The sequence below is a fragment of the Streptomyces sp. CNB091 genome (assembly GCF_000377965.1).
Genome location: NZ_KB898993.1, coordinates 293,790 through 313,358, shown reverse-complemented (window position 1 = coordinate 313,358; position 19,569 = coordinate 293,790). Strand labels below are relative to the sequence as shown.

The following is a 19,569-nucleotide window of genomic DNA, read 5'->3' as shown; positions in this document are numbered from 1 at the left end:
TCTCTCAGGCCCCGTCGAGCACCACCGAACGGCTCAGGTGGCGCGGCAGGTCCGGGTCGAGCCCCCGCGCGGCCGCCCGGGCGAGCGCGAGGCGCTGTACGCGTACGAGATCGGCCAGCGGGTCGAGGGCGCCGTCCACCCACTGGGCGCCCGTCGCGCGCACCTGCTCGGGCAGCCCCTCGGGGGCCTCACCGAACATCCAGGTCGCGGTGGAGGTGGTGGAGATGCTGATGGGGCCGTGGCGGTACTCCATCGCGGGATAGGACTCCGTCCAGGACAGCGAGGCCTCCTTCATCTTCAGCGCCGCCTCGTGGGCCAGCCCGACCGTCCACCCCCGGCCGAGGAAGGAGAACTGGGTGCTCTCCAGCAGCCCGTCGGGCAGCGGCGCGGCGAGCGCGGTCTCCGCGTCCGCGACGACGGCCTCGGAGTGCAGGCCGAGGTGGGCCCGGAGCAGGGTGAGGGCGGTCGTGGCGAAGCGCGTCTGGACGACGGACCGTTCGTCGGCGAAGTCCAGGACGACGAGAGCGTCGGCCGCCGCCCTGACCGGGGTCCTGGGATCCGCCGTGACGGCCACCGTGCGGGTGGTCCCGCGCAGCCGGTTCAGCAGTTCCAGCACCTCGGTCGTGGTCCCCGAGCGGGTCAGCGCGACGACACGGTCGTAGCCGCGCCCGAAGGGGAACTCGGAGGCGGCGAAGGCGTCCGACTCGCCCTGGCCGGAGCCCTCGCGGAGCCCGGCGTAGGCCTGCGCCATGTAGAAGGAGGTACCGCAGCCGACGACCGCGATCCGCTCGCCCGCGACGGGCAGGGCGGCGGTCTCGGGGCCGCCCGCCAGAGCGGCGGCGCGCCGCCAGCAGGCGGGCTGACTGGCTGTCTCGGTCTCGGCATACGACACGTCTGCACTCCACGGGAACGAGGTGGACCACGGGAACGGGGCTGAGCGGGGCTGGCCAGCCCGGATGTAGAATTCTGCACGTTACATGCAGTTATCGAGCAAAAACAAGCAAGCCGCAGGTGGGTGAAGGGCTCCCGGGAGGCCCTGTGCGACGCTTGCGGCGGTCCGGCCCCCGGCGACCGCGTTCCCGCGAAACGCGGTGCCCGCGCCGGACGGTGAGGAGACGCTCTTGTCCAGGGACGCCCGGTGGGACGCGCTGCTGGAGTTGGTCGGCAAGCACGGCAGGGTGGACGTGGAGGAGGCGGCGGCGGCGCTCGACGTCTCGGCCGCCACCATCCGCCGCGACCTGGACCAGCTGGCCGAACAGCACCTGCTCACCCGCACCAGGGGCGGCGCGGTCGCGCACGGGGTCTCCTACGAACTGGCGCTCCGCTACAAGACGGGCCGTCACGCTCCGGAGAAGCAGGCCATCGGCCGCGCCGTGTCCGGCCTGGTCGCCGTCGGGGAGGTCGTCGGCCTGACCGGGGGGACGACCGTGACCGAAGTGGCCAGGGCGCTGGCGGTGCGTCCCGACATCGTGGGCGAGACGGCGGCGGCGGGTGGGCAGCCGACGCTGACCGTGGTGACCAACGCCCTCAACATCGCCAGCGAGCTGGCGATCCGGCCGCAGATCAAGATGGTCGTGACGGGCGGGGTCGCGAGGCCCCAGTCGTACGAGCTGACGGGCCCGCTCGCCGTCGGAGTGATGAACGAGATCACCCTGGACGTCGCCGTTCTCGGGGTCAACGCCATCGACATCGAACGCGGTGCGTACGTCCACCACGAGGGCGAGGCCAGCGTCAACCGGCTGCTCGCGGAGCGGGCCCAGCGGGTGGTGGTGGCGGCCGACTCGTCGAAGATCGGCAAGCGGGCGTTCGCCCGGGTCTGCGACCTCGGACTGGTCGACGTCCTGGTCACCGACTCCCGTATCGGCGCGGAGGCGAAGGACCGGTTCGGCGAGGCGGGGGTCCAGGTCGTCACGGTCTGATCCGCGCGGTGCGGCTCGGCCCGGTGCGGCACGCCGTGCCCGAGGCCATGGGGCGTCATGAACGGGTGACCGTCGGGTACCGGAAGCGACACGGACGGAGACTTCACCGTGTCGCTGGTACGCCGAACGGGTGAGGGACGAGAGGATTGCCCGATGAACAGTGAGTGCAGCCGGCGGGAACCCGACCGGCTCGACGACGGGGTGGCCCTGTGAGCAGGTACGACAGGTATGACAGATATGACGCCACCGACGAACAGTGGGAAGGGCTCGCGCAGGTCGTACCGCTGCGCGGCCGCGACGAGTGGCCGTCCCGGATCGACCACCGCACCGTCCCGGACGAGCGGGCGGCCGAACAGCGGCGCCTCGTGGTGCTGCGGGTGCAGGTCTTCGCGGACGCTCGCGAGGTCGCCGAGTACCTGGTGGCCCAGGTCCCGGTGCTGCTCGACCTGACGGCGGCGGAAACGGACGTGGCGAAGCGGATTCTCGACTTCAGCAGCGGTGTGGTCTTCGGCCTCGGCAGCGGCATGCACCGCGTCGACCGCAATGTCTTCCTGCTCGCGCCGGTCGGCATGGAGGTCGAGGGGGTCACGCCCGCGGGTCTCGCCCAGTCGTAGGAAGCGGCAGTCGGGGCGGCAGCCGGACCGGACCGCCGCCCCCGGCCGCGCCGCCCCCGGACCGTCGCCCCAGTTTTCCGGGCCGCCCGGCCTCGCGTGCGGGGTGGGAGCGCGGGGAGCCACTGTCGGTGGCCGGTGATAGACCTGAGGCCGTGACAGACATCGATGTGGCAGAACTCCAGCGACGGCTGGTCGCGTTCGCTGCGGCGCGCGACTGGGAGCAGTACCACACCCCGAAGAACCTGGCGGCCGCGCTCAGCGTCGAGGCCTCCGAACTGCTGGAGATCTTCCAGTGGCTGACGCCCGAACAGTCGGCGGGGGTCATGGAGAATCCTGAATCGGCCCACCGGGTCGCCGACGAGGTGGCGGATGTGCTCGCCTATCTCCTGCAGTTCTGCACGGTGTTGGGCGTCGATCCGACGGCCGCGCTGGTCGCCAAGTTGGAGCGGAACGAGAAGCGCTTCCCCCTGCCGAGCGCTCCGGAACCCCTCGATCGTCACTCTTCGGAGTGAGTGAGATATCCACAGTCGACTTCCTGTCCACAGATTTCCGATTTCCTCTGGCCTTACGGTGCTGTCTACCTCACTGTGGGTAATGAATGAGGTGAGCGGGTTTTCGTACGGACGGGGGAGAGACATGGAAGCGGAGCGAGTCATCGAGGCGGGGCGGCGGGCTCTGGCGGGCAGCCGGGGCGCGCTGGATGTCATGGCGGAGGCCTGGCAGGCACAGGCGCTCGCCCGGGCGGTCGGCAGTCGGCTGGCGCTCTACGGCCCGGTGGAGTTACGGAGCGAGGCGCGGGCGCTGGGGGAGATCGGCGCCGGATGCTCGGCGCTGGATCATCCGACGGTGCTCTCCGGCGGTGCCAGGGCGGCCCAGTTGTCCGAAATCGCCGATGTGCGGCGGTCCCTGGCCGGGCTCGCGCTGTTGCTCAGTGAGGCCGGGATCGCCCTGGTCGGGGTGGCCTGCGACACGGGCGAGGACGGTCTGTACTGGCAGTGCATCGAGGCCATGGACGCGGCGGACGAATCACTGGAGCGCGTGCACGGGATGCTGAGGCGGCTGGCGGAGCGGGAGAGGGAGCGCGACGGCCCCTACGGCGGTATACGCGGTCCTGCGGCATCGGCGGCAGGGCCCTGAGGGGGAGGGGGCGGAGCGCCGGGAGGGGGCGCCGACGCCGAGGCCCGAGGGGAGACGACGGCCCGAGGGGAGGCAGGGGCAGGGGAGGCAGGGGGAGATGTGGGGGAGGTCCGGCCTGGCTGGTGGGCGGGAGCGGGCGCCGGAGAGGCAGGATGGAGAGCATGGATCTTCGCATCTTCACCGAGCCCCAGCAAGGGGCCGACTACGACACCTTGCTCACCGTCGCCAAGGCCGCCGAGGACCTGGGCTTCGACGCCTTCTACCGCTCCGACCACTATCTCCGCATGGGATCCGGCGACGGTCTGCCCGGACCGACGGACGCCTGGATCACCCTGGCCGGGCTGGCGCGCGAGACCCGGCGGATCCGGCTCGGCACGCTGATGACCGCCGGCACGTTCCGGCTGCCGGGAGTGCTGGCCATCCAGGTCGCCCAGGTCGACCAGATGTCCGGCGGCCGGGTCGAACTGGGCCTGGGCGCAGGTTGGTTCGAGGAGGAGCACAAGGCCTACGGCATTCCGTTCCCGAAGGAGAAGTTCGGCCGCCTGGAGGAGCAGCTCGCGATCATCACGGGCCTGTGGGCGACGGAGGCCAGCGAGACCTTCAGCTACGACGGCACCTACTACCAACTCACGGATTCGCCCGCGCTGCCGAAGCCGACCCAGGCCAAGGTGCCCGTCCTGATCGGCGGCCACGGTGCGACGCGCACCCCGCGCCTAGCCGCGCAGTACGCCGACGAGTTCAACATCCCGTTCGCCTCGCTGGAGGACAGCGAGAAGCAGTTCGGCCGGGTCCGGGCCGCCGCGCAGGCGCACGGGCGCTCCCCGGACGACCTCGTGTACTCCAACGCGCTGATCGTCTGCACGGGCAAGGACGACGCCGAGGTCGCCCGACGCGCGGCGGCCATCGGCCGGGACGTGGAGGAGCTCAAGGCGAACGGGCTGGCGGGATCGCCCGCCGAGGTGGTCGACAAGATCGGCAGCTTCGAGGCGATCGGCTCGTCGAGGATCTACCTCCAGGTCCTCGATCTGGAGGACCTGGACCATCTGGAACTGATCTCCTCGCAGATCCAGTCCCAGCTGACCTGACCTGACCTGACCTGACCTGACCTGACCTGACCTGACGAGGAGGAGGTGGCTGTGCGTACCGTGCGCACGCTCGCCGACGCGCTGGCGGCCGGGCCCGTCCTGTTGGACGGCGGGCTCTCCAGCCAACTGGAGGCGCAGGGCTGCGATCTGTCCGACGCGCTGTGGTCTGCCCGGTTGCTGGCCGACGCGCCGGAACAGATCGAGGCCGCTCACCTCGCCTACCTCCGGGCGGGCGCGCGCGTGCTCATCACGGCCAGCTATCAGGCCACCTTCGAAGGGTTCGGGCGGTACGGGATCGACCGGGCCGGGACCGGGGCCCTGCTCGCCCGCAGCGTGGAGCTGGCCCGGGGCGCCGCCGACGCGGCGCGCCGGGTCGACCCCGGGCGGGAGACCTGGGTCGCCGCATCGGTCGGACCGTACGGGGCGATGCTCGCGGACGGCAGCGAGTACCGGGGCCGCTACGGGCTGAGCGTCCGGGAGCTGGAGCGCTTCCACCGCCCCCGGGTGGCGGCGCTGGCCGCTGCCGGGCCCGACGCGCTGGCGCTGGAGACGGTGCCTGACCTGGACGAGGCCGAGGCCCTGGTCCACGTGGCCGAGGAGACCGGACTGCCGTACTGGCTCTCGTACAGCGTGGCGGGCGGCCGGACCAGGGCCGGCCAGCCGCTGGAGGAGGCGTTCGCGGTGGCGGCGGGGCGGGACTCCGTCCTCGCGGTCGGGGTCAACTGCTGCGATCCGCAGGAGGCACAGGGAGCGGTGGAACAGGCGGTGGCGGTCACGGGCAGGCCCGCCGTGGTCTACCCGAACAGCGGGGAGGGGTGGGACGCCGGAGCGCGAGGGTGGACCGGGCGCGGCACCTTCGACCCGGGGCGGGTGCGGGCCTGGACACGGGCCGGGGCCAGGCTCGTCGGAGGCTGCTGCCGGGTGGGGCCGGACCTCATCACGGAGCTGGAAGGGCGGCTGGAGAGTCAAGGCCCGCCGTAGCGGGCGTTTCCGGGACCGTCCCGGAGATCGCTGCGTTGCAGGAGGAGTGAAAATGCCTGGTGGGAGCGGGGGGTGACGACCATACTCGGACAGGTGTTCCTGACAATCGGTACGACCGGCACCCAAGAGCGTCCCGCCACGGACCTGGGCTTTCTGCTGCACAAGCATCCCGACAAGGCGCAGGCGTTCTCCACCTCGCACGGCTCCGCGCACGTCTTCTATCCCGAGGCGTCCGCCGAGCGCTGCACGGCCGCGCTCCTGCTGGAGGTGGATCCGGTGGCGCTGGTGCGGCGCGGCAAGGGTAAGGGCCGGGGCGGCGCGCCCGACGCGGCGCTCGCGCAGTACGTCAACGACCGCCCCTACGCGGCGTCCTCGCTGTTGTCGGTCGCTCTCGCCGCCGTGTTCAAGTCCGCGCTCGGCGGCGTCTGCCGGGCCATGCCCGAGCGGGCCGGGAGCCCGTTGCCGCTGCGGATCGAGGTGCCGGCCCTGCCCGCCAGGGGCGGCGCCGAGCTGGTGCACAAGCTGTTCGCGCCGCTCGGCTGGTCGCGGGTCGACGTCACGGCCGTACCGCTGGACGAGGAGTTCCCCGCGTGGGGCGACTCCCGCTACGTACGCCTGGTGCTGGAGGGCGAGTTGCGGCTCGCTGACGCGCTGCGCCAGCTCTATGTCCTGCTCCCGGTGCTCGACGACGCCAAGCACTACTGGGTCGCGCCCGACGAGGTGGACAAGCTGCTGCGCGCGGGGGAGGGCTGGCTGGCCGACCACCCCGAGCGGCCGCTGATCACGCGGCGCTATCTCTCCCACCGCTGGGGGCTCACGCGCCAGGCCGACCAGGCCCTGGAGCTGGTCCGGCTCGCCGAGTCGGACGACCTCGACGTCGACAGCGTCGACAACGCGGTGGACGAGAGCACCGACACCGAGGAGAAGCCGGTCCCGCTCGCCGAACAGCGGCGCACCGCGATCCTCGACGCGCTGCGCGCCGCCGGGGCGAGCCGGGTACTCGACCTCGGCTGCGGCCAGGGCCAGTTGGTGCAGGCGCTCCTCAAGGACGTGCGCTTCACCGAGATCGTCGGCGTCGACGTCTCGATGCGCGCCCTCACCATCGCCTCGCGGCGGCTGAAGCTGGACCGGATGGGAGAGCGCCGGGCGGACCGGGTCACCCTGCGGCAGGGTTCGCTCACCTACACCGACAAGCGGCTCGTGGGATACGACGCCGCCGTGCTCAGTGAAGTGATCGAGCACCTGGACCTGGACCGGCTGCCCGCCCTGGAGTACGCGGTGTTCGGCGCGGCGCGACCGGCGACGGCGCTCGTGACCACGCCGAACGTCGAGTACAACGTCCGCTGGGAGACCCTCCCGGCCGGGCACGTCCGGCACGGGGACCACCGCTTCGAGTGGACCCGGGCCGAATTCCGGGACTGGGCCGGGAAGGTCGCCGAGCGGCACGGATACACCGTCCGGTACGTACCGGTCGGGCCGGACGACCCCGAGGTGGGGCCGCCGACCCAGATGGCCGTGTTCACCCGGAGCACGGAAACCACCGGCAGCCGCGACAGGAGCACCGAGAAGAACACCGAGAAGAACGACGACAGGAACCCCGACAAGAAGACTGACGATACCGCCGACAGGAACACCGGCAAGAAGGAGGCGGAAGCCGCATGAACAGCGACCACAGCACCACCGGCGCGGAAACCGCCACGACCGCCACCGCCGCGCGCGCCCTGCCGGTGACCGACCTCTCCCTCGTCGTCCTCATCGGCGCCAGCGGATCGGGCAAGTCCACCTTCGCCCACAAGCACTTCAAGCCGACCGAGATCATCTCCTCGGACTTCTGCCGGGGGCTGGTCGCCGACGACGAGAACGACCAGAGCGCCAGCCGCGACGCCTTCGACGTGCTGCACTACATCGCCGGCAAGCGCCTGGAGGCCGGGCGGCTCACCGTGATCGATGCCACCAGCGTCCAGTCCGAGAGCCGCAAGCAGCTCGTCCAGCTGGCCCGGAAGTACGACGTCCTGCCCATCGCCATCGTCCTCGACCTCCCCGAAGAGGTCTGCGCCGCCCGCAACGCGGCCCGCCCGGACCGCGCCTCCATGCCACGCCATGTCATCCAGCGACACCGCCGCGAGCTGCGGCGTTCCCTGCGCGGCCTGGAGCGCGAGGGCTTCCGCAAGGTGCACGTCCTGCGCACCGAGGAGGAGGCCGAGAGCGCAACGGTGGTCCTGGAGCGCCGCTACAACGACCTGCGCCACCTCACCGGCCCGTTCGACATCATCGGGGACATCCACGGCTGCCGCTCCGAGCTGGACACCCTGCTCGGCAAACTCGGTTACGTGGACGGCGCCCACCCCGAAGGACGTACGGCCGTCTTCGTCGGCGACCTCGTCGACCGGGGCCCCGACAGCCCCGGGGTGCTGCGCCGCGTCATGTCCATGGTGTCGGCGGGCACCGCCCTGTGCGTCCCCGGCAACCACGAGAACAAGCTCGGCCGCTACCTCGCGGGCCGCAAGGTCCAGCTCACCCACGGGCTCGCCGAGACCGTCGAGCAGCTGGAGCGCGAGGACGCCGAACACCCCGAGTTCCGGGGACAGGTGCGGAAGTTCATCGACGGGCTGGTCAGCCACTACGTCCTGGACGACGGCAAGCTGGTGGTCGCTCACGCCGGGCTGCCCGAGAAGTACCACGGCCGCACCTCGGGCCGGGTCCGCTCGCACGCGCTGTACGGGGACACGACGGGGGAGACCGACGAGTTCGGCCTGCCCGTGCGCTACCCGTGGGCCGAGGAGTACCGGGGCCGCGCCACCGTGGTCTACGGGCACACCCCGGTGCCCACCACCTCCTGGATCAACAACACCATCTGCCTGGACACCGGGGCCGTCTTCGGCGGGAGGATGACCGCGCTGCGCTGGCCGGAGCGCGAACTGGTCGACGTACCCGCCGAGAAGGTCTGGTACGAGCCCGTCAAACCGCTGACCACCGAGGCGCCCGGGGGCCGGGAGGGCCGCCCCCTGGACATCGCCGACGTCCAGGGCCGCAGGGTCGTGGAGACCCGGCACCTGGGCCGTGTCGCCGTGCGCGAGGAGAACGCCGCCGCCGCGCTTGAGGTGATGAGCCGGTTCGCCGTCGACCCGCAGCTCCTCGCCTACCTCCCGCCCACCATGGCACCCACCGCCACCTCCCGCGAGGACGGTTTCCTGGAGCACCCGGCCGAGGCCTTCGCGCAGTACGCCGGCGACGGCGTCGAGCGGGTCGTGTGCGAGGAGAAGCACATGGGCTCCCGGGCCGTCGCCCTGGTCTGCAAGGACGCCGGAGCCGCCACCGCGCGTTTCGGCACGGCGGGCCCCACCGGCGCGCTGTACACCCGCACCGGACGCCCGTTCCTGGACGACACGGCGATGACCGAGGCGGTCCTGGACCGGCTCCGCACCGCCGTCACCGCCGCCGGGCTCTGGCAGGAGTGGCACACCGACTGGGTGCTCCTGGACGCCGAGCTGATGCCGTGGTCGCTCAAGGCCGGCGGGCTGCTGCGCTCGCAGTACGCCGCCGTCGGCGCCGCGTCCGGCGCGGTCTTCCCGCCGGCCGTCGCCGCTCTGGAGCAGGCGGTCGCCCGGGGCGTCGAGGTGGCGGGTCTCGCCGGGCACCAGCGTGCCCGCGCGCAGGACGCGGCCGCGTTCACCGAGGCCTACCGGCGCTACTGCTGGCCCACCGAGGGGCTGGACGGGGTGCGGCTCGCACCGTTCCAGATCCTCGCCGTCCAGGGCCGCTCCCTGGCCTCCGTACCGCACGACGAGCAGCTCGCCTGGCTGGACCGGCTCGTGGAGCACGACCCGACGGGGCTGCTCCAGGTCACCCGCCGGCTCGTCGTCGACACCGGCGACGAGGCCTCCGTGCGCGCGGGCGTGGACTGGTGGCTGGAGATGACCGGGCGGGGCGGCGAGGGCATGGTCGTCAAGCCGCTCGGCGCCCTCGTCCGGGACGCCAAGGGCCGGCTCGTCCAGCCCGGCATCAAGGTGCGCGGCCGGGAGTATCTCCGCATCATCTACGGCCCCGAGTACACCCGTCCGGAGAATCTGGAGCGCCTGCGCTCCCGGTTCCTGGGCCACAAACGCTCGTTGGCGCTGCGGGAGTACGCGCTCGGTCTGGAGGCCCTGGACCGGCTGGCGGAGGGCGAGCCGCTGTGGCGGGTCCACGAGGCGGTGTTCGCCGTCCTGGCCCTGGAGTCGGAGCCGGTGGACCCCCGGCTCTGAGAGCCGTCCAACCCGTGGGCGATTCGCGGGGTGAACGGCGCTCCGCGCGGTGAGGATGAAGGCATGGGATTCCACGTCGACTCCGAAGCCGGGCGGCTGCGCCGCGTCATACTGCACCGCCCCGATCTGGAGCTGAAGCGGCTCACCCCCAGGAACAAGGACGCGCTCCTGTTCGACGACGTCCTGTGGGTGCGCCGCGCCCGGGAGGAGCACGACGGGTTCGCCGACGTGCTGCGCGACCGGGGGGTCGCCGTGCATCTCTTCGGCGACCTCCTGCGGGAGTCCCTCGACATCCCGGTCGCCCGGCGGCTCGTGCTCGACCGGGTCTTCGACGAGAAGGAGTACGGTCCGCTCGCCACCGAACCGCTGCGGGCCGTCTTCGAGGAACTGTCCTCGGACGAGCTGGCGGAGGCGCTGGTCGGCGGCATGACCAAGCGGGAGTTCCTGGAGCGGCACAGCGAGCCGACCTCCGTCCGCTTCCACGTGATGGACCTGGACGACTTCCTGCTCGGCCCGCTGCCGAACCACCTCTTCACCCGGGACACCTCGGCGTGGATCTACGACGGGGTCTCCATCAACGCGATGCGCTGGCCCGCCAGGCAGCGCGAGACCGTCCACTTCGAGGCGATCTACCGGCACCATCCTCTCTTCACCGGCCCGGAGGCGGGGGTCTTCCACCACTGGTCGGAGGGTCAGGACGACTACCCCTCCACCATCGAGGGCGGTGACGTCCTGGTCATCGGGGAGGGCGCCGTCCTCATCGGGATGAGCGAGCGCACCACGCCGCAGGCCGTGGAGATGCTGGCCCGGGGCCTCTTCGACGCCGGCTCGGCGCGCACGATCGTGGCGCTCGACATGCCCAAGGGCCGGGCGTTCATGCACCTGGACACGGTGATGACGATGATCGACGGCGACACGTTCACCCAGTACGCCGGTCTCGGCATGCTCCGCTCGTACACCATCGAGCCCGGCAGCGGCCCCCGCGAGCTGAAGGTCACCGACCATCCGCCCGAGCACATGCACCGGGCCATCGCCGCCGCCCTCGGCCTCGATTCCGTCCGGGTGCTCACGGCCACCCAGGACGTGCACGCGGCCGAGCGCGAGCAGTGGGACGACGGGTGCAACGTGCTCGCGGTCGAGCCCGGGGTCGTCGTCGCGTACGAGCGCAACGCCACGACCAACACCTATCTGCGCAAGCAGGGCATCGAGGTGATCGAGATCCGGGGCAGCGAGCTGGGCCGGGGACGTGGCGGGCCGCGCTGCATGAGCTGTCCGGTCGAGCGGGACCCCGTCGCCTGAGAAGCGTGTGGACCGCGAGCCCCAGCCCTGTATAGAGATGCGGGTAATCGTATAGACTTCCAGTTCTGCCTGTGCGCAGTGCTGCCGATCCCCGTCCGACCCAGGAGCAGTCATCATGGCCATAGACCTCACCGGCCGCCACTTCCTCAAGGAGCTGGACTTCACCTCCGAGGAGTTTCTCGGCCTGGTCTCCCTGGCCGCCGAGCTCAAGGCGGCCAAGAAGGCCGGGGCCGAGGTCCAGCGGCTGCGCGGGAAGAACATCGCGCTGATCTTCGAGAAGACCTCGACCCGTACGCGCTGCGCGTTCGAGGTCGCCGCAGCCGACCAGGGCGCCTCCACCACCTACCTCGACCCGTCGGGCTCCCAGATGGGCCACAAGGAGTCCGTCAGGGACACCGCCCGGGTGCTCGGCCGGATGTTCGACGGGATCGAGTACCGGGGCGACAGCCAGCAGGCCGTCGAGGAGCTGGCCGCTTACGGCGGGGTGCCGGTCTTCAACGGGCTCACGGACGACTGGCACCCCACCCAGATGCTCGCCGACGTGCTCACCATGGCCGAGTTCCGCGAGGGACCCGTCGCGGGGACGGCCTTCGCCTACCTCGGCGACGCCCGCTTCAACATGGGCAACTCCTACCTGATCACCGGAGCCCTGCTCGGCCTGGACGTCAGGATCGTCGCCCCCGAGGCGTACTGGCCGGCCGAGGCCGTCGTGGCGCGGGCCCGGGAGCTCGCCGAGGTCAGCGGCGCGACGATCACCCTCACCGGCGATGTCGCCGAGGGCGTCCGGGGCGCCGACTTCGTCGCCACCGACGTCTGGGTCTCCATGGGGGAGCCCAAGGAGGTGTGGGCCGAGCGCATCGCCGCCCTCGGTCCCTACGCCGTGACGATGGACGTCCTGCGGGCCACCGGCAACCCGGACGTGAAGTTCCTGCACTGCCTGCCCGCCTTCCACGACCTCGGCACCCAGGTCGGCCGGGACATCCACGCCCGGTACGGGCTGACCGAGCTGGAGGTCAGCGACGAGGTCTTCGAGTCCGCCCACTCGGTCGTCTTCGACCAGGCGGAGAACCGGATGCACACGATCAAGGCCGTGCTGGTGGCGACGCTGGCCGCGAAGTAACCGCGTTCGCATGCTCATGCACCCGATTGGGTGAACATGCGCGGTGGTGGCTACCATGTCGCCTCTTGGTGGGGTTCGGGCTCGCGATGCCCGGGCCCCCTTCCCATGTGCCGCCCGCGGTCCCCACGGCCGCCGTGCGCACCGGGAGACGTCCCCCCACGGCACCACCAGAGATGAGAACGTCCCGCATGAGCACCGGTCTGCCGCATTCCGGCATCCCGCAGCACCCCGGCCCCTCGAAGCCGCGCCTGCGCCGCAAGAGCCCCGATCAGCTCATCGCCGAGTCCGGCGGCGACCTGGAGGGGCACGGCCTCAAGCGCACGATGGGCCTCTTCCAGCTCGTCTGCTTCGGGGTCGGCGCGATCGTCGGCACCGGCATCTTCGTCGGGCTGTCCGACAGCGTGGCCGAGGCCGGCCCCGCCGTCGTGATCTCGTTCGTCCTCGCGGCGATCACCTGCATCTTCACCGCCCTCTCCTTCGCGGAGCTGGGCAGCGCCATCCCGGTGTCCGGAAGTTCGTACTCCTTCGCGTACGCGGCGCTCGGCGAGCGCACCGCCTTCCTCGTCGGCTGGTGCCTGCTGCTCGAGTACGGCGTGTCGGTCTCCGCCGTCGCGGTGGGCTGGAGCCAGTACGTCAACGAGCTGCTGAACAGCGTGATCGGCCTGCGACTCCCCGAGGCCCTGTCCGCCGGTCCCGCCGAAGGCGGTGTGGTCAACCTGCCCGCGATCGTCGTGATCGCCATGGCCGCCGCGCTGCTGGTGCGCGGTGTCCGGGAGAGCGCCACCGCGACCGCCGCCATGGCGATCCTCAAGATCGGCATCCTGGTCGCGTTCTGCGCCGTGGCGTTCAGCGCGTTCGAGGACGACAACCTCATGCCGTTCGCGACCCACGGGCTCGGCGGCATCACCGCGGGCGCCTCGCTGGCGTTCTTCTCCTACATCGGCTTCGACGCCATCACCACCGCCGGCGAAGAGGTCAAGAACCCCCGGCGGAACATCCCCATCGCCATCCTGATCTGCATCGGCGTCGTCACCCTGCTCTACTGCGCGGTGGCGCTCTCGGCCATCGGCGCGATCGGCTCGGACGCCGTCGCCGACAGGAGCGCGGCCCTCTCGATCGCCGTCAACCAAGTCACCGACTCCACGGTCGGCGGCGGCGTCATCGCCTTCGGCGCGGTCGTCGCCATCGCCTCGGTGGTGCTCGCCGTGATGTACGGGCAGACCCGCATCCTCATGTCGATGTCCCGCGACGGGCTCATCCCGCGCGTCTTCGAGCGGGTCTCGCCCAAGACCCACACCCCGGTCGCCAACACCTGGATCGTGGCCTGCGTCTTCGCGGTCCCGGCCGCGTTCGTCCCGCTCGACGTCGTCGTGAACCTGACGACCATCGGCACGCTCGCCACGATGGTCGCCGTCAATGTCGCGGTGGTGGTGCTCCGGCGGAGCGCCCCCGGGCTGAAGCGGACCTTCCGGGTGCCGCTCTACCCGGTCAGTCCGGTGCTGGGCGTCGCGTTCTGCCTGTACCTGATGTACGGGACCGGCTGGACGACCTGGATCCAGTTCGCGGTCTTCCTCGCTGTCGGCTCACTGCTGTACGCCGGTTACGGGCGCAAGCGCTCCCGGCTGGTCAGCTCCCCGGGGACGGACCCTGCTGTGCCGGTATCGCCGGAAGGGTGAACCACACGGCCTTGCCGTGCTCCGTGGTGCGGTGACCGCACGCGGAGCTGAGGGTCCGGATCAGCAGCAGGCCGCGGCCGTGCTCCTGCCAGGGGTCGACCTCACAGCCCGGCTGCGGCCGGGACAGGTCGCCCGGCGGGGCGGGGTCGCGGTCGTGCACCTCGACCTGGCAGCCGGTGGGCAGCAACTCCACGACCAGCTCGATGGGCTCACCGCCCAGGGTGTGCTCGACGGCGTTGGCCACCAGCTCGGCGGTCAGCAGCTCGGCGGTGTCGCTGTCGGCCGGGGCGTCGATGTCCGACAGCGCGGTGCGGATGAGTGCGCGGGCGATCGGCACGGCCGCGGTGGAGTGGGGCAGGGCGATGCGCCAGGAGGCGGGGACGGGGACATCGGGCGGCACGGCGGGGTTTCCGTTCGGGAGCGGGTCTTCCTCGAAGCGGGAGGTCTCGACTTCTGGGGTTCACGCGGTACTCGTGTCGGGACTTCCTGGTTTCAACCTTACGAACCGCTCCGGGCCGGCCATAGAGGCGGTCGGTCGGAGCAAAAGGGACTTTCGCCACAACGGTCTCATGGATGCTGTATTGCGACCTCGTGACGGCAGTCACATAGGAGTGATAACTTCGGAGGCGGAACGCGACCCGCGCACGGCCGGCGCCAGCCCGATCGCTGAAGGGGACCCCTCCATGAGCCCGTTTCCCAGCTCGGCCCCGAGCGCCGAGGAGTGGCGTCATCTCCGGCTGACCCAGGACGACGGTGTGGCCACCGTCACACTGGCCCGCCCCGAGAAACTCAACGCGCTCACCTTCGGCGCCTACGCGGATCTGCGCGACCTCCTCGCCGAGCTCTCCCGGGAACGTTCCGTCCGCGCCCTCGTCCTCGCCGGTGAGGGGCGCGGCTTCTGCTCCGGCGGCGACGTCGACGAGATCATCGGCGCCACCCTGGCCATGGACACCGCACAGCTCCTCGACTTCAACCGGATGACCGGCCAGGTCGTCCGGGCCCTGCGGGAGTGCCCCTTCCCCGTCGTCGCCGCCGTCCACGGCACCGCCGCCGGAGCAGGAGCCGTGCTGGCCCTGGCGGCGGACTTCCGGATCGCCGACCCGTCGGCCCGCTTCTCCTTCCTCTTCACCCGGGTCGGCCTCTCCGGCGGCGACATGGGCGCGGCCTATCTGCTGCCCCGGGTCGTCGGCCTCGGCCACGCCACCCGGCTCCTGATGCTCGGGGACGCCGTCCGCGCCCCGGAGGCGGAGCGCATCGGGCTGATCAGCGAGCTGGCCGAGGAAGGGAAGGCCGACGAGCGCGCCGCCGAGCTGGCCCGCCGCCTCGCCGACGGCCCGGCCCTCGCGCTCGCCCAGACCAAGGCCCTGCTCACCGCCGAGCTGGACATGCCGCTCGCCGCCTCCGTCGAGCTGGACGCCAACACCCAGGCCCTCCTGATGCACGGCGAGGACTACGCCGAGTTCCACGCCGCCTTCACCGAGAAGCGGCCGCCGAAATGGCAGGGGAGGTAGCCGTGTCGGCCCCCGAGGCAGCCCGGCGCCCTGACGCCGGGGCCGGGCCCCGCCGGGGCTCCTCCTCCGTGCGCCGGATCGCGGTCGTCGGCGGCGGCCCCGGCGGGCTCTTCGCCGCGGCCCTCCTCAAGCGGCTCGACCCGGACCGCGCCGTCACCGTCTTCGAGCGCAACGCCCCCGACGACACCTTCGGCTTCGGCGTCGTCCTCTCCGACGAGACCCTCGGTGGCATCGAACACGCCGACCCCGAGGTGTACCGGGCGCTGAGAGCCGAGTTCGTCCGCTGGGACACCATCGACATCGTCCACCGGGGCCGGACCCACACCTCCGGCGGCCACGGCTTCGCCGCCCTCGGCCGCCGCCGGCTCCTGGAGATCCTGCACCAGCGCTGTGCCGGCCTCGGCGTCGACCTCCGCTTCCGTGCCCCGGCCCCGCCCGCCGCCGAGCTCGCCGCCCGCCACGACCTGGTCATCGCCGCCGACGGGGTGCACAGCGCCACCCGCGCGGCCCACGCCGACTCCTTCGGCCCGAGCGTCACCGAGCACCGCAACCGCTACATCTGGCTCGCCGCCGACTTCGCGCTGGACGCCTTCCGCTTCGAGATCGCCGAAACCCCGTACGGCGTCATGCAGTTGCACGGCTACCCGTACGCGGCGGACGCCTCCACCGTCATCGTCGAGATGCGCGAGGAGGTCTGGCGCGCCGCCGGGCTCGACACCTGCGACCCGGCCGAATCCACCGCCCGCTGCGCCACGTTCTTCGCCGAAGCGCTGGACGGCCGCCCGCTGCGCGGCAACAGGTCCTCCTGGGCCGCCTTCCGCACGGTCGCCAACTCCCGCTGGTCCCACGGCAACACCGTGCTCATCGGCGACGCGGCCCACACCGCCCACTTCTCCATCGGCTCCGGCACCAAGCTCGCCGTCGAGGACGCCCTCGCGCTGGCCGCCTGCGTGGAGGAGCAGCCGGACCTGCCGACGGCCCTCGCCGCGTACGAGGCCGAACGCCGCCCGGTCGTCGCCTCCACCCAGCGCGCCGCCGCGGCCAGTCTGCGCTGGTTCGAGGAGCTGGCCACCTACGTGGACCAGCCGCCCCGCCGCTTCGCGTTCAACCTCCTCACCCGCAGCCGCCGGGTCACGCACGACAACCTCCGGCTGCGCGACGCCTCGTTCACCGCCGCCGTCGAGGAGGAGTTCGGCTGCCCGCCGGGCACCCCGCCGATGTTCACCCCCCTGCGCCTGCGCGGCCTCGAACTGCGCAACCGCGTCGTCGTCTCACCCATGGACATGTACGCGGCCACCGACGGGCTGCCCGCCGACTTCCACCTCGTCCACCTCGGGGCCCGGGCGCTCGGCGGCGCGGGACTCACCATGACCGAGATGGTCTGCGTCAGCCCCGAAGGCCGCATCACCCCCGGCTGCACGGGTCTGTGGAACGACGAACAGGCGGCCGCCTGGCGTCGGATCACGGACTTCGTCCACACCTCCGCGCCCGGCGCCGCCATCGGCGTGCAGCTCGGCCACTCCGGCCGCAAGGGCTCCACGAAGCTGATGTGGGAGGGCATCGACCAGCCCCTGGAGGGCGGCAACTGGCCGCTGACGGCCGCCTCCCCGCTCCCGTACGAACCGGGCGTCAGCCAGGTCCCCACGGAGCTGGACCGGGCCGGACTGGACGCCGTGCGGGAGCAGTTCGTGGCGGCCGCCCGGCGCGCCGCCGACTCCGGCTTCGACCTCCTCGAACTCCACTGCGCCCATGGCTACCTGCTCTCCGGCTTCCTCTCGCCGCTCACCAACCGCCGCAGCGACGCCCACGGCGGGGCCCTGGCCGGGCGGCTCCGCTTCCCCCTGGAGGTCTTCGACGCCGTCCGCGAAGTCTGGCCGCGGGAGAGGCCGATGACCGTGCGGATCTCGGCCACCGACTGGGCCGAGGGCGGCACCGAATCCGAGGACGCCGTCACGATCGCCCGCGCCTTCGCCGACCACGGGGCCGACGCCATCGACGTCTCCACCGGCCAGGTCGTGGCCGATGAGCGCCCCGAGTACGGCCGCTCCTACCAGACCCCGTACGCCGACCGGATCCGCAACACCGTCGACGTCCCCGTCATCGCCGTCGGCGCGATCTCCTCCTGGGACGACGTCAACTCCCTGCTCCTGGCGGGCCGCGCCGACCTCTGCGCCCTGGCCCGCCCCCATCTGTACGACCCGCACTGGACCCTCCACGCGGCGGCCGAACAGGGCTACAGCGGCCCCGGCGCTCCCTGGCCCCTTCCGTACGGCGCGGGCAGCCGCCCCCCGCCCACCGGCCGCACCGACGGACCGAAGCCCCGGCTCACGCTGGGCTGAGGCAGCCGTGGCACCGGCGCGGGACGGGGTGCGAGACACCGCCCCAGTGCTCCTCGCGGTACCGCGGGGCCAGGCGGGCCAGCAGGGCGGCCAGCTCCTCGGCGTGTTCCCGCGTGGCCCATGACCCGTCGACGGCCACCGCCGCCACGCGGCGCAGCACCGCCGGGCTGTACACCGCGACGGGCCGGAAGGTGTGCAGGTTGCGGGTCGCCATGCCGATGGTGATGTACGCCCCGGTGTGCCGGCCGCGCCCGACGGTGGTCAACTGCTCGTGCCCCATGCCTCCGTAGCTGCCGACGACGTGCACCTTCGACCCGCCCCGGTACGACTTGGTCCCGGGCCGCAGTTCCTGTCCACCGTCCCCGTATCGCCGCCACCGGACCACGTTCGCGGCGACGAGCCACAGCGGCTCCGCCGACGCGGGCTCCTCAGCCATGGGGCCGGCCACGGGCTCCTCGCTCACGGACAGCGCCGACACGGGCTCCGCGCTCACGAGGTCCTCCTCAACAGCAGCCGGTCCGCCACCGCCCCGTCCGCCCCGCACCACCAGCCGAGCAGCGGATCGCCCCCGCCGTAGTGGTGCGGGCCCGCACGTCTCAGCCGCTCGGTGACGGTCAGCGCCACCGTGTGCTCGACGGGCCGTGCGGCGAGCGACGCGCCGGCCGCGGCGAGGAACGTGGCGACGTCGTTCGTGAAGGTCCAGGTCATGCCTCATCCTGCCGGTGGGCCGGGGCCCGGGGCACCCGGATTTCACCCCGGCGGGGTCACGGCCGCACGTACCGCTCCCCGGCGTCCCGCAGCCGCTCGTGCAGCCGGCCGAAGACCTCCGCCGACCGCCCGCCCGGCCAGTCCCCGGGCAGCAGCTCCGACGGCAGACCGGGGTCCGCGTAGGGGAGTTGCCGCCACGAGTCCAGGGCCAGCAGATAGTCCCGGTAGGCGGTCTGCGGGCGAGGTGCGTCGTCGGTGTCCCCGGCCGCCTCCCAGTCCCGCAGCACCGGTTCGTGCAGCTCCAGGAACTCGTGGTGCAGCCGCGCCACCGCCGGCAGGTCCCACCAGCGGGCCACCGCCTCGCGGGTGGCGGCGAAACCGAGGTGCTCGCCGCGGAACAGCTCCACGTACGGGGCGAGTCCGAGCCGCTCCAGGGTGTGCCGGGTCTCCTCGTACAGCCCGGCCGGCGCGATCCACACCCCGGGGGCGGCCGTGCCGAAGCCGAGCCGGGCCAGCCGGGAGCGCAGCAGATGGCGCTTGTTGCGCTCCGCCTCGGGCACGGAGAACACCGCGAGCACCCAGCCGTCGGAGAGCCGCGGCCCGGGCCGTCCGTAGATCCTCCGGTCCCCGTCGTCCAGCAGTTGCCGGGCGTCCGGCGACAGCGCGTACCCCGCCGAACCGTCCGCCGCACGGGCGGCCACCAGCAGCCCGCGCCGCTTCAGCCGCGAGACGCACGAGCGTACGGAAGGGGCGTCGACGCCGACGGCGTGCAGCAGACGGATCAGCTCCGACACCGCGAACGGTGCCCCGTCCGGCGGGCGGCCGTAGGCGCCGTAGAGCGTGACGATCAGGGAACGGGGGGTGCGCAACTCGGCCACGTGATCACTCTAGGGTCTTTCGTTCGGAACAGGTCGCGAGCCCGGCATGATCCGGACG

Annotated in this window: 18 protein-coding genes; 13 read left to right on the top strand and 5 right to left on the bottom strand. The window is 72.2% G+C overall.

The genetic code is table 11. The features are described 5' to 3' along the window. Positions 1 to 4 precede the first annotated feature (4 nt). Complete coding sequence (locus D581_RS0109510; RefSeq protein WP_018957011.1) at positions 5 to 892, bottom strand: sugar isomerase; 888 nt, start codon at positions 890 to 892, stop codon at positions 5 to 7. 229 nt (positions 893 to 1,121) lie between these two features. Here D581_RS0109510 and D581_RS0109505 point away from each other — a divergent pair, with 229 nt between their 5' ends. The 11 genes from D581_RS0109505 to D581_RS0109455 all read left to right on the top strand — a co-directional run bounded on the left by D581_RS0109505 (position 1,122) and on the right by D581_RS0109455 (position 14,075). Then, positions 1,122 to 1,919 (top strand): DeoR/GlpR family DNA-binding transcription regulator, encoded by a 798-nt coding sequence (locus D581_RS0109505; RefSeq protein WP_020679187.1) that lies wholly within the window; start codon positions 1,122 to 1,124, stop codon positions 1,917 to 1,919. A gap of 209 nt (positions 1,920 to 2,128) precedes the next feature. Continuing rightward, positions 2,129 to 2,533, top strand: coding sequence for a cell division protein SepF (locus D581_RS0109500; protein ID WP_006128240.1), 405 nt, complete (start codon positions 2,129 to 2,131; stop codon positions 2,531 to 2,533). A 152-nt stretch (positions 2,534 to 2,685) separates the two neighbouring features. After that, positions 2,686 to 3,045, top strand: coding sequence for a nucleotide pyrophosphohydrolase (locus D581_RS0109495; protein ID WP_018957009.1), 360 nt, complete (start codon positions 2,686 to 2,688; stop codon positions 3,043 to 3,045). 124 nt (positions 3,046 to 3,169) lie between these two features. Beyond that, complete coding sequence (locus D581_RS0109490) at positions 3,170 to 3,670, top strand: DUF6099 family protein (RefSeq protein ID WP_018957008.1); 501 nt, start codon at positions 3,170 to 3,172, stop codon at positions 3,668 to 3,670. Between the two features lie 161 nt (positions 3,671 to 3,831). Continuing rightward, positions 3,832 to 4,755 (top strand): LLM class F420-dependent oxidoreductase, encoded by a 924-nt coding sequence (locus D581_RS0109485; protein WP_026290364.1) that lies wholly within the window; start codon positions 3,832 to 3,834, stop codon positions 4,753 to 4,755. Positions 4,756 to 4,806: 51 nt separating this feature from the next. Next, positions 4,807 to 5,736: a homocysteine S-methyltransferase gene (mmuM, locus tag D581_RS0109480; RefSeq protein ID WP_018957006.1), complete on the top strand. Its 930-nt coding sequence runs from the start codon at positions 4,807 to 4,809 to the stop codon at positions 5,734 to 5,736. A 93-nt stretch (positions 5,737 to 5,829) separates the two neighbouring features. Continuing rightward, the gene (locus tag D581_RS0109475; protein ID WP_078625736.1) at positions 5,830 to 7,398 is read left to right on the top strand and encodes a 3' terminal RNA ribose 2'-O-methyltransferase Hen1; all 1,569 of its coding nucleotides are present in this window, start codon (positions 5,830 to 5,832) and stop codon (positions 7,396 to 7,398) included. Then, positions 7,395 to 9,980 carry a polynucleotide kinase-phosphatase gene (locus tag D581_RS0109470; RefSeq protein WP_018957004.1) on the top strand — a complete coding sequence of 862 codons (2,586 nt, stop codon included), beginning with the start codon at positions 7,395 to 7,397 and terminating at the stop codon, positions 9,978 to 9,980. The genes D581_RS0109475 and D581_RS0109470 overlap by 4 nt, the downstream gene beginning before the upstream one ends. A 63-nt stretch (positions 9,981 to 10,043) precedes the next feature. Then, entirely contained in the window at positions 10,044 to 11,279 is a 1,236-nt protein-coding gene (locus tag D581_RS0109465) for an arginine deiminase (protein ID WP_018957003.1), read from the top strand. 115 nt (positions 11,280 to 11,394) lie between these two features. Next, entirely contained in the window at positions 11,395 to 12,399 is a 1,005-nt protein-coding gene (argF, locus tag D581_RS0109460; protein WP_018957002.1) for an ornithine carbamoyltransferase, read from the top strand. 188 nt (positions 12,400 to 12,587) lie between these two features. Beyond that, positions 12,588 to 14,075 (top strand): amino acid permease, encoded by a 1,488-nt coding sequence (locus D581_RS0109455; protein ID WP_018957001.1) that lies wholly within the window; start codon positions 12,588 to 12,590, stop codon positions 14,073 to 14,075. Here the strand turns inward: D581_RS0109455 and D581_RS0109450 are convergent. Next, entirely contained in the window at positions 14,026 to 14,475 is a 450-nt protein-coding gene (locus D581_RS0109450) for an ATP-binding protein (protein WP_018957000.1), read from the bottom strand. The genes D581_RS0109455 and D581_RS0109450 overlap by 50 nt on opposite strands. Positions 14,476 to 14,758: 283 nt before the next feature. On the opposite strand from D581_RS0109450, the gene D581_RS0109445 reads away from it, so the two are divergent. Both D581_RS0109445 and D581_RS0109440 read left to right on the top strand, forming a co-directional pair. After that, complete coding sequence (locus D581_RS0109445) at positions 14,759 to 15,586, top strand: enoyl-CoA hydratase family protein (RefSeq protein ID WP_018956999.1); 828 nt, start codon at positions 14,759 to 14,761, stop codon at positions 15,584 to 15,586. After that, positions 15,571 to 17,925 carry a bifunctional salicylyl-CoA 5-hydroxylase/oxidoreductase gene (locus D581_RS0109440; RefSeq protein ID WP_486585823.1) on the top strand — a complete coding sequence of 785 codons (2,355 nt, stop codon included), beginning with the start codon at positions 15,571 to 15,573 and terminating at the stop codon, positions 17,923 to 17,925. Before D581_RS0109445 ends, D581_RS0109440 begins: the two co-directional genes overlap by 16 nt. On the opposite strand, the gene D581_RS0109435 is transcribed toward D581_RS0109440, so the two are convergent. From D581_RS0109435 to D581_RS0109425, 3 genes are read right to left on the bottom strand one after another with little or no spacing between them, the layout of a single operon-like run. Further along, entirely contained in the window at positions 17,912 to 18,361 is a 450-nt protein-coding gene (locus D581_RS0109435) for a hypothetical protein (protein ID WP_026290362.1), read from the bottom strand. The genes D581_RS0109440 and D581_RS0109435 overlap by 14 nt on opposite strands. A gap of 53 nt (positions 18,362 to 18,414) precedes the next feature. Beyond that, positions 18,415 to 18,633 (bottom strand): hypothetical protein, encoded by a 219-nt coding sequence (locus D581_RS0109430; protein WP_018956996.1) that lies wholly within the window; start codon positions 18,631 to 18,633, stop codon positions 18,415 to 18,417. Between the two features lie 56 nt (positions 18,634 to 18,689). Beyond that, complete coding sequence (locus D581_RS0109425) at positions 18,690 to 19,511, bottom strand: PaaX family transcriptional regulator C-terminal domain-containing protein (protein ID WP_018956995.1); 822 nt, start codon at positions 19,509 to 19,511, stop codon at positions 18,690 to 18,692. Between the last annotated feature and the right edge of the window lie 58 nt (positions 19,512 to 19,569).